We start from the raw sequence: 9,737 nt of genomic DNA, 5'->3' as shown, positions 1-9,737 counted from the left end.
CGCCTGACCCCCAGGAGCCCCCTTGTCCGGCGCCACTCCCCTTCTTCTGGCGTCCGGACGCGACGCCGACGTGTTCGCGATCGACGACCGGCGTGTGCTGCGCCGCTACCGGTACGACCTCGACACCGCCGCGGAGGCGGCCGTGATGCGGCACGTGGCGGAACGCGGATTCCCCGTACCGGCCGTATACCGCGCCGAGGGGCCGGATCTGGAGATGGAGCGCCTGCACGGCCCCACGATGCTCTCGGCGTGCCTGGCCGGGGACCTCTCCCCGGAGGAGGCGTCCGCGACGCTCGTGGAACTGCACGGGCGCCTGCACGAGCTTCCGTTCCCCGGTGGTTCGGGCCGTGTCCTGCACATGGACCTGCACCCCGACAACGTGGTGCTCACCGAGCGGGGCCCGATGGTGATCGACTGGACCAACGCCCGCGAGGGCGACCCGGGGCTGGACCGGGCGCTGACCGCGCTCCTGCTCGCGATGGTGTCCCTGACCGCGTTCGACCCGTTGGCGGGCCTGGCCGGGGCGTGCCTGTCGCCCTACGTCGCCGGCGCCCCGGACGACCCCGCACGCCTACTGGAGGAGGTCGTGGCCCTGCGCCGGCAGGACCCCAACCTGAGCGCCGAGGAGATCGCCGCCCTCCCCCGCGCCGTCGCCCTGATCCGTTCGCTCACCTGAGCCGGTGCAGCGGGTGTTCGGCGAGGAAGTCACGGACGGACTCGGTCGCCTTGGGCGCCGCCTCGTGCAGGTAGCCGTGCCGGGCCTCAGGCAGAAGCAGCAGCCGGGCGTTCGGGACGCGTTCGGCGAGCAGTTCGGCGTTGGCCACCGGGGCGAGCTCGTCGTCCTCACCGTGCACGACCAGTGTGGGCGCCTGGATACGCGGCAGCAGCTCCCAACCGTCGTGCTTCACGCTCGCCGTGTAGTGGCGGCGCTGGGCGCGCAGCGGGTTGCGCGGCACGATCCTGGCCACCGTCTCGGGGTTCGCCTCGGCCCACGAGGGTGAATAGAACAGGTGCGCGATCAGGTCGCGCCCCTCCTCGGTGTTCGCCTTGCGCAGGGCGACCGACGTGTGGTGCGGGCGCTCGACCTCGTTGCTCCCGCCCGGCGCGGTCGCGCCCAGGATCAGGGCGCCGATCCGATCGGGGGCCATCGCGGCGAGTGTCTGGGCGATCTTGCCGCCCATGGAGAAGCCGTACACGTGGGCGCGTTCCACGCCCTCCTCGTCCAGGACGGCCAAGGCGTCATGGGCCAGCAGTTCCATGCTGTAGGGGATGTCGAGGGGAACGTCGCTGTCGCCGGTACCGCGCATGTCCATCCGGATCACCCGGTGGCTCTCGGCCAGGTCGACGTACACCCCCTCCCACATGGTGCGGTCGAGGGACTGTCCGTGGATGAGCAGCAGCGGCTCACCCGCTCCGTGGACGTCGTATCCAATACGGGTTCCGTCAGCGGCGGTCGCGTGGTTCACGCCAACGGACACTACCCGACAAAGCACACGTCACGAGTGGTGAGAGGACCGTGAGACCACGTGGTCCTCGTGCCAGGAACGGTAGGCCGCCCAGCCGAGTAGGGCGCTGGCCGTCAGCATGACGAACACCCCGGACGCCGCCGTCACGTCCTCCTCCGGGACCCCCGTCCAGAACCAGGACACGAAGGTCAGTGCCGGGACCAGGGCGCACAACACCATCAACGTCACGAGCCGGAAGCCGTTCTGCTTGAGCTGACAGCCCACCGCGAACCCGATCTGGACCAAGAGCAGGGTGAGGGTCAGGAAGAAGAACCCGTGCCCCTCATCGAGCGCTCCCCAGAGCACGTCCCAGCCGGTCGCGTAACCGTTCGGATCCAGCGCGCCCACTCCACCTTCACTGTGGACATGGAACCCCCCTCCCTCACGGATCCAGGGCAGGGCCGGCGACAGGAACAGGGCGACGGTGCCACCGAGGAACGCGGTCGCCGTCATCTGGTCCGACGGTGCGTCGTCGTTCAGCCTCTTCAGGCGCATCTCCAGCCGGTTGACGCGAGCGCGCAGACGTTCGGTCTCGCTCGGCTGGTCCTGACCGTTCGATCGCACGGAAGGGTCTCCTCGACTCGTCGGAACACGGCATGGGATGGATCCCGGAGGCATCACCATGGTTCGTCCACGATCTCGTGTCCGAAACCCGCGAACCAAACCACCCCTGGTGAGCATCTCCCCCAACCCCACCACCGGGAGAGGAGCGCGAATGCACACACCTGTCATCGCCGCCGACTCCGACCAGGGGCCGCGGGAACACCAACAGGACGCGTACGCGCATCAGGTAGCCGACGCCTCCGGAGGATGGCGAGCGTCCCTGGCCGACGGATTCGGCAAACACCCTCGCACTCGTGAGGCCGCCGTACTCGCCGCCGTCACCGCCATAGAGACCGGTGGAGAGGCCATGGACGCCGTACTCGCCGCCACCCGCGCGATCTCCAGCGCTCATCCCGGAGCCGACTGCGTCATGGTGCACGCGCGCCAGGACGCCCCCGACGACCCCATCGACGTCGCCTGGGTCGGCGACTGCCGGCTCTGGACCTGGTCGCCCGGCGACGGGTTGCGTCGGCACACCCACGACCACACCTTCGGACAGAGCCTGCGGGACCGGTGGGTGCCGGACGACCTGGCACGGGCCGGCGACCACGCGCTCACCACCTCGGTCGCCACCGCGATCCCGACCGACATCGGCACCACCACCGCTCCCCCGGCCGAACTGGTGCTGTTCACCACCGACGGGGTCCACGACTACGTGGACGAACTCCTGTTGGCCGAACTGGTCACCGACCACGCGCACACCCCGGACGTCCTCGCCCAGGTGTTGGTGGACGCCGCCCGCGAGGCGGAGAGCGGCGACAACGCCACCGCCATGGTCATCCGGCTCCCCCTCCCGGAGTCGCCCTACCTGTCCCGGCAGGAGCTGCTGCTGGACGGTCTGGCCCACGTCGACGGGTTCGACGACGACCAGCCCGTCCTACGCCGACTCGCCGAGGACCGCGCCGTGGGCATCGCGTGCGATCGGTTCCTGCTGCGCGACGGCACCACCTACTGGTGCACGAAGGACTCCGACCACACCGACCACCACGTCAGCTGGCACGGCGTCACCTGGACCTGAGGGGTGTCAGTCGTCCGGTTTGGCGAGGGTCGCACCGGCTCCGACCATCAGGCAGGCCAGGAAGGCCACGATCGCGCCCGGTCCCACGACGACGGAGCTCTCGGGGTCGGTCGGCCAGACCATCGGCAGCAGGAACGGTGCGGGGAACGCGCAGACCTGTACGGCGATGTGGAAGCGACGGTCGTCCGAGATCAGCGCATACAGGGTCAGCGCCAGGATCAGCAGGACCGCGACGAAGACGGCGAGGATCGCCCTCGTGTCGGTGATGGCGGCCCCGAACATCTCCCATCCGGTCATCAGACCCCGGGGCTCCAACCGCAAGGGGAGGTCCTCGGAGCCCAGGGTCGGGGCGATGTCGAACCCGGACCCGTCCTTTCGCGGGCCGCGCAGCCACGGCAGTGCGAGCGAAACGAACAGCGCCACGGCACCGACCGCCATGGCGACCGTGCCCAGACGGAATCTCCGTTCGTCCGCTTCGCGCGCCCACGTCAGCCGTTCCATCCGGTCCAGCCGCTTCCGGAGTTCCCGGAGTTCGCCGGGGCCTTCTTGCTTCGCCATGGGACCTCCCGAGGTCAAGGATCTTCGACTGGGAGACCCCTCTTCGCGCCGTTTGGTTCCCGGATGTGACTTTCCGACGTCACGCTTCCCAGCGCTTGCCGGTGATCCGCTCGTAGACCTCGATGTACCGGGCTCGGGTCGCTTCCACGATCTCGTCCGGGATCTCCGGGCCGGGCGGGGTCCGGTCCCAGTCGGTGACGGTGCTGGACCAGTCCCGCACGAACTGCTTGTCGAACGCGTGCTGGGGCCTGCCCGGCTCCCAGTCGTCCGCGGGCCAAAAGCGCGACGAATCGGACGTCAGCACCTCGTCGGCGAGAACGAGCGTGCCGTCCGCCGCGCGGCCGAACTCCAGCTTGGTGTCGGCGATGATGACGCCGCGCTCAGCGGCGATCTCAGCGCCGCGCTTGTACACGTCCAGGGTCACCGTGCGCAGACGGTCCGCTGTCTCCTGACCGATCTCCTCGACGACGTCCGCGAAGGTGATGAACTCGTCGTGCCCCTCGGTCGCCTTGGTGGTGGGGGTGAAGATCGGTTCGGGGAGCTTCGATGCCTCCACCAACCCCTCGGGGAGCTTGATCCCGGAGACGGTGCCCTGCTTCTCGTACTCCTTGAGCCCGAGCCCCGCGAGGTAGCCGCGGGCGATCCACTCCACCGGCAACATCGTGAGCTTCCGGCAGCGCACGGCGCGCCCGGCCCACTCCTCGGGCACGTCGGTGGCGGAGATGACGTGGTTGGGCACCACGTCGGCGAGCTGTTCGAACCACCACAGCGAGAGCTGTGTGAGGATCTTGCCCTTGTCGGGGACGGGGGTGGGCAGCACGACGTCGTAGACGCTCACGCGGTCCGAGGCCACCAGGATGAGGTCATCATCGTCGGCGTAGACGTCGCGCACCTTGCCCGAGTGCAGCAGTTCCATGTCGCTCCTACCTGGAGATCTCGTAGTCGTAGGTGGCCCAGCGTCGGGCGACGGAGACGGATCGGCCGAACTCGATCACGTCGCCCTCGGCGTCGAGCACCCAGTTCTGTTTGCGCAGCACCGGGGAGCCCAGAGGAATGTTCAGCGCCGCGGAGTCCTCTTCCGAGGCGATGTCGGCGCGGAGTTGGTCCTTGCCGGCGGCGGGGGCGACCCCCGCCGTCTCCGCCACGTACTTCGGGGTTCCCTGGGGCAACCGCTCCGTTTCCAGCAACAGTGGAGACGTGGCCGCCAGCTCGCCCTTGAACCAGGACGTGCTGACCGAAGAGGGCACGTCGTCTCGGAAGGCGACCCTCTGGCGCCGGATGACGTCGGTCCCCGCTGGAACGCCCAGGGCGTCCGCGATCGCCTCAGGGGCCGGCACCAGCTCGGCCACACGAATCTCGGCCCGCTCGTGGTCCGCGTAGATCCGGCCCTGGAGGCTGTGCACCACTCGATCCCGGGCACTGGCCGCCGCCTGGTCGCGGGTGACGATGCTGCCCCTACCGGGTTCGCTGCGCACCAGGCCCTCGGCCTTGAGCACCCCGACGACCTTCGTCGCGGTCGCCAGGGAGATCTTCCACTTGGCGCTGATGGTGCGCACCGAGTCGATCTTCTCCCCGTCGGGGAGGGCGCCGGACTCGATCTCGGCCCTGATGTGCTTGGCGACCTGCAAGTAGGGCGGGTCGGTGCGTTGAACCCGAGGGGACACGGCCTGCTCCTTGGTGGCGAACACAGCCAGCGTACTAGAACGCTGACGTTCGCGACCTAGGACGGTTGCACGACCTCGGGCCCCAACACGGAGGAGCCCCGGGGCAGCACCCTCACTCAACGCCAAAAAAGCCCGGAGCCAAAGGGCTTCCGGGCTTTGATGCTGGTCCTGACGTGTGGCTAGGGGCGGGGTCGAACCGCCGACCTTCCGCTTTTCAGGCGGACGCTCGTACCGACTGAGCTACCTAGCCGCGGCGCCGAACGGCGACGCTTGCGGTCCTGACGGGATTTGAACCCGCGGCCTCCACCTTGACAGGGTGGCGAGCACTCCAAACTGCTCCACAGGACCTTGTTCAGTTGTCACACCAGGCTGATCGGGCCCGGTGCCTCGCTGCGGTTTCCATTCTGCCAGATGTCCGACAGTGGTCTGACCGCTTCGTACCCCCAACGGGATTCGAACCCGTGCTACCGCCTTGAAAGGGCGGCGTCCTGGGCCGCTAGACGATGGGGGCCCGTGTAGACGTCCCAAGCATAGGGGAATTTCCCACCAACTCCAAAGTGGAAGTCCGGGCCGCTCCGAACCCGCACCGCTCGGGGCTTCCGAGTCAGGGTGTGACCTCCGCTTCCTCCCCTTCCTCTGGCTCCTCACCGACGGTCCGGTCGGGGTCCTCCTCGATGTGCCGCTCGACCTGTGCGGACGTGAGGCCGACGCCACCGAGGTCGATGTCGTCACGCGCCTGAAGGCGACCGGTCTCGGCGTCGAAGTACAGCACCGAGGCTTGGTAGGGGGTCGGCCGATCCGTGCCGTGATCGAGCCCGCTCAGTCCGGCGCCGCCCGTGGAACCCTGGACGAGGAACCTGGTGCCCTCCTGGGTGAGCTCGGTGGACCGCATGTGTTCGTTACCGGCCAGCGCGAGGGGGACCACCCCGTCGAACGGGCGTGCCTGGGTGCGGGAGTGCAGGAGCGCGACGTCGACGTCGGTGTCACCACCCTCGACGGAGGCCGCCTGCTTCTCGCCGAGTTCCCTCACGTCCGCCTCGTCGGGGTTGAGCCGGGTGGCGTCCGGCACGAACCTGGGGTCGCCGGAGCCGAAGAAGGTGAGCCCGCCGACCTCCTCGACGTCCCCGTCCAGGACCACCGCGTTGGGCTGGGCCTCCACCGCCCGCTGGGTGCCCGCCGAGTCGTGCTGTCCGCGCACCCACACGTAGGGCACGTCCAGCTTCCCGATCTCGTCGGCGAAGACGTCCTCCGCCGCGCTCCCGCGTTCGGTGAGGTCACCGGAGTCCACGATCACGTCCACCCCGTACTGCTCCCGCAGGGTGCCGATGATGCTCCACGACGCGGGGTTGAGCTGGATGTCGGACACGTGCAGCACCCGGATGACCGACTCGTCCTCGTCGTAGACCGGTAGCGAGGAGGTGGCCTGGTAGATCATCGCCACGTTGCCGACGAGCCCCGCCAGCTGCTCCTGGTACTCGGTGAACTGTCCGACGACGTCGTCGACGCTGCCGACCACCGCCGGGGCCTCGCCGAGGAGACCCGTGAAGCGCGGCTGGACGATGGCGCTGGGGTTGAACGTCAGGGCCGCCACCCCGCCGGCCGCCGCCAGGACGAGCACGGAGGTCGCGGCGCTCGCCAGGGCGCGCCAGGCGTTGCGGAACAGCAGCAGCCCCATCAGGGCCGCGCCGAGGGCCGCCGCGAGGAGCGAGCGCAGCACCAGGGTGGTCACGCCGCTGGTGACGTCGGCGCCGATGCCCGCGGCCATCCGGTCGATGGCCTCCGGGTCGGTGAACATCTCCTGGGCCGCGGAGCTGCGGATCTCGGTGATGGCCGCCTCGATCCGCAGCGGGGCGGCGTGGGTGTCGAAGGCCAACTGTCCGAGGGGGGCGACGTTCACCACCGTCTCCCCGTGCCACTGAGGGCTCAGCGAGAACGTGACGTCGGCGGGGCCGATGGGGGTGACCACCTGTCCGCCCAGCGCCAGGCCGATCCAGCCGCCGAGGAGGCCCGCCACGATGACGCAGCCCCAGCGCCACAGACGCCCGGTGCGCCATCGCGCGAAGGCCGCACGTGAACGTCCGAGGCTCGCACGTGAGCGGTCGAGGGCACCACGGAGGTCGTATGCGCGGATCTGTGACAACACACCCCCCATCATGCCGTCGCCGCGGACCGTTCCCAATGTTTCCTCCCGACCAGAGTGTTATGTCTCTTCCTCGCGGCTCCTCGCAGGCACCACAATGACGAGTGTGGTTGAACTGACACGCAGGGACTTCGAAGAACTGGTGGCCGACGCCCTGGACCAGATCCCGCCGGAGCTCTCCCGACTGATGGACAACGTGGTCATCACGGTCGAGGACGAGTCTCCGGAGGGGCTGCTCGGGTTGTACGAGGGGATTCCGCTCACCGAGCGGGGCGATTCCTACTTCGGGGTGCTACCGGATCAGATCTTCATCTTCCGACGCAACATCTGCGCGCTCTGCGAGACACCGGACGAGGTGGTCCACGAGGTGTTGGTGACCGTGGTCCACGAGATCGCGCATCACTTCGGCATCGACGACGCCCGCCTGACCCAACTCGGTTGGGGGTGATCGAAGCGCATGAGTGGTCGGAGCCGTTCGGATCCGGCCGTCGGTCGATCACGGAGCGCGATCCCCGGGCGCTGAATTCATCCCTTCGTCGGAGGAAAACAGCCTGGGGACGCCGTTCCAGTGGAACCACGCCCCGTCGATGGAAAAACCCGAGGGAAAATCCCCACGCCTCCCACTGGGCGTTCCAGACCACCCGGACCCACTCCGCTTCATATAGCGCCACCTGGGAAAACAATCCGCGCATAGACTCGCCGGCACATCGCCGAATCCCATTCGGGGGCATTACCCGGAGCAACGAATCAGATACGAATTTCCCGAAACGGCTTGCCAGTCCGTCCAGCATCCGGAACCGTTGGTCATTGGGACACGACACAGCGTGATTTCAACCCTGTAACAGTAGGGAGTGCCCCGTGGGCAATCCGAGCATCGACGATGCCCCCGACAACGAGGACCACGAATCCTCGACGGCTCAGAAGGCCCGGGAAAACGACTGGCGGAGCAGTTACCGCGACGTCATGGCCATCGGTGAGTTCCGTTCCATGTGGCTCGCCCACGCCCTGTCCGTGGTCGGTACCAACCTGTTGAACATCGCCACCGCGCTGCTGGTCTACCACGTGACCGCGTCCGCCTTCGCCGCGGGAATCACCCTCGCGCTGAACTTCCTGCCACCGCTGATCGGCGGCCCACTGCTCTCCGGGCTCGCCGACATCCTGCCTCGCCGCCGGGTGATGATCGCCTGCGACGTCCTCAGGGCGGGGGTCATCGTCCTCATCGGCGTCCCGGGCATGCCGGTCTGGGCGATCTGGGCGCTGATGTTCTTCGTGGTGTTGCCGGGGATCCCCTTCGCGGCCGCACGTGCCGCGCTCCTCACCCAGATCATCCAGGGCGAGCGCTACGTCGCCAGCACCACGATCATCCAGTTGACCGCGCAGCTCGGCATGCTCCTCGGCCTCATCGCGGGCGGCGTGATCGTGTCGTTCATCGGCCCCAACATCACCGTGATGGGCACCGGCCTACTGTTCGCGCTGTCCGCCCTGATCGTGCTGTTCGGCGTCCGGGCCCGCCCGGTGCCCGACCGGGAGGGGGTCTCCGACGACACCGCGGGCGCGCCCAAGCGGCCCGGCCTGCTGGTGATGTTCCGAGACGGCGCGAAGCTGGTCTTCACCGACGCGAAGCTGCGCACCCTCGTCCTGCTCGCCTGGCTCGCCGGTCTGTACGGCATCCCCTACGGTCTGGCCACGCCCATGGCCGACGAGGCGGGCGCCGGCGCGACGGCGACCGGGTTCATCATGGCGGGCTCGTCGATCGGCGCTCTGTTCGGCGGCCTGATCCTCACCCGTCTGGTTCCCCCACCGACACGGATGAGGCTGCTGGGTCCACTCGCCGTGCTGACGTCGGTGCCGCTGTTGCTGTGGTTCTTCGAGGCGCCCCTGTGGCTGTTGGTGGTCGCCTTGGCCGCGTGCGGCGCGGCGGGTTCCTACCAATTCGTCGCCAACGCCGCCTTCGTGCTGTGCGTGCCGCAGGAGGGGCGCGCACAGGCGTTCGGGCTCGCCGCCTCCGGCCTTCAGGTGGTCCAGGGCATCGGCATCCTGGTCGCCAGTTACTTCGTGGAGTCCTTCGGCACCGGTCCGGTCATCGCCTGGGCCGGTGTGCTCGGCGTGTTGAGCGCCGCGGTCCTGGCGATCCGTTGGTCCCGGATGGCCGGTCAGACGATCGCCCGCATGGAGGAGACCGAGACGGAACGCTCGCCTTAGGGTGCGGGCGTGTACCGCCCGGGGGCGGGGAGGCGGGTGTGCCCGCC

At 68.8% G+C, this 9,737-nt stretch carries 10 protein-coding genes and 3 tRNA genes; 4 read left to right on the top strand and 9 right to left on the bottom strand.

Translation table 11 applies throughout. The features are described 5' to 3' along the window. Window positions 1-22 precede the first annotated feature (22 nt). On the top strand, window positions 23-676 hold the full coding sequence (locus tag BQ8420_RS23250) for a phosphotransferase (RefSeq protein WP_087101291.1): 654 nt from the start codon (window positions 23-25) through the stop codon (window positions 674-676). On the opposite strand, the gene BQ8420_RS23245 is transcribed toward BQ8420_RS23250, so the two are convergent. Both BQ8420_RS23245 and BQ8420_RS23240 read right to left on the bottom strand, forming a co-directional pair. Beyond that, the gene (locus BQ8420_RS23245; RefSeq protein WP_087101290.1) at window positions 669-1,466 is read right to left on the bottom strand and encodes an alpha/beta fold hydrolase; all 798 of its coding nucleotides are present in this window, start codon (window positions 1,464-1,466) and stop codon (window positions 669-671) included. The two genes, BQ8420_RS23250 and BQ8420_RS23245, sit on opposite strands and share 8 nt — an antisense overlap. A 30-nt stretch (window positions 1,467-1,496) precedes the next feature. Next, on the bottom strand, window positions 1,497-2,069 hold the full coding sequence (locus BQ8420_RS23240; protein WP_087101289.1) for a hypothetical protein: 573 nt from the start codon (window positions 2,067-2,069) through the stop codon (window positions 1,497-1,499). A 151-nt stretch (window positions 2,070-2,220) separates the two neighbouring features. Between BQ8420_RS23240 and BQ8420_RS23235 the strand changes: the two genes are divergently transcribed. After that, entirely contained in the window at window positions 2,221-3,126 is a 906-nt protein-coding gene (locus tag BQ8420_RS23235; protein ID WP_087101288.1) for a PP2C family serine/threonine-protein phosphatase, read from the top strand. A 6-nt stretch (window positions 3,127-3,132) separates the two neighbouring features. On the opposite strand, the gene BQ8420_RS23230 is transcribed toward BQ8420_RS23235, so the two are convergent. The 7 genes from BQ8420_RS23230 to BQ8420_RS23200 all read right to left on the bottom strand — a co-directional run bounded on the left by BQ8420_RS23230 (window position 3,133) and on the right by BQ8420_RS23200 (window position 7,500). Further along, window positions 3,133-3,684 carry a hypothetical protein gene (locus tag BQ8420_RS23230; RefSeq protein ID WP_087101287.1) on the bottom strand — a complete coding sequence of 184 codons (552 nt, stop codon included), beginning with the start codon at window positions 3,682-3,684 and terminating at the stop codon, window positions 3,133-3,135. A 79-nt stretch (window positions 3,685-3,763) separates the two neighbouring features. Beyond that, entirely contained in the window at window positions 3,764-4,600 is an 837-nt protein-coding gene (locus BQ8420_RS23225; protein WP_087101286.1) for a phosphoribosylaminoimidazolesuccinocarboxamide synthase, read from the bottom strand. 7 nt (window positions 4,601-4,607) lie between these two features. After that, window positions 4,608-5,348 (bottom strand): GntR family transcriptional regulator, encoded by a 741-nt coding sequence (locus BQ8420_RS23220; protein ID WP_087101296.1) that lies wholly within the window; start codon window positions 5,346-5,348, stop codon window positions 4,608-4,610. Window positions 5,349-5,524: 176 nt separating this feature from the next. Continuing rightward, window positions 5,525-5,598: transfer RNA gene (locus BQ8420_RS23215), tRNA-Phe, on the bottom strand. 23 nt (window positions 5,599-5,621) lie between these two features. Next, window positions 5,622-5,696: transfer RNA gene (locus tag BQ8420_RS23210), tRNA-Asp, on the bottom strand. A gap of 90 nt (window positions 5,697-5,786) precedes the next feature. Next, a tRNA-Glu gene (locus BQ8420_RS23205) sits at window positions 5,787-5,859 on the bottom strand. Window positions 5,860-5,952: 93 nt separating this feature from the next. Further along, complete coding sequence (locus BQ8420_RS23200) at window positions 5,953-7,500, bottom strand: metallophosphoesterase (RefSeq protein ID WP_087101295.1); 1,548 nt, start codon at window positions 7,498-7,500, stop codon at window positions 5,953-5,955. An 85-nt stretch (window positions 7,501-7,585) separates the two neighbouring features. On the opposite strand from BQ8420_RS23200, the gene BQ8420_RS23195 reads away from it, so the two are divergent. Together BQ8420_RS23195 and BQ8420_RS23190 are read left to right on the top strand one after the other, a co-directional pair. Beyond that, a complete protein-coding gene (locus BQ8420_RS23195) occupies window positions 7,586-7,936 on the top strand; it encodes a metallopeptidase family protein (protein ID WP_087101285.1) in 351 nt (116 codons plus the stop codon). A 410-nt stretch (window positions 7,937-8,346) separates the two neighbouring features. Beyond that, window positions 8,347-9,690, top strand: a complete 1,344-nt coding sequence (locus BQ8420_RS23190; RefSeq protein ID WP_087101284.1) for an MFS transporter — start codon at window positions 8,347-8,349, stop codon at window positions 9,688-9,690. Window positions 9,691-9,737: the final 47 nt, after the last annotated feature.

The organism is Nocardiopsis sp. JB363 (assembly GCF_900143625.1).
In the GTDB taxonomy this organism is placed as follows: domain Bacteria; phylum Actinomycetota; class Actinomycetes; order Streptosporangiales; family Streptosporangiaceae; genus Nocardiopsis.
This window is presented reverse-complemented; position numbering and strand designations above follow the sequence as displayed.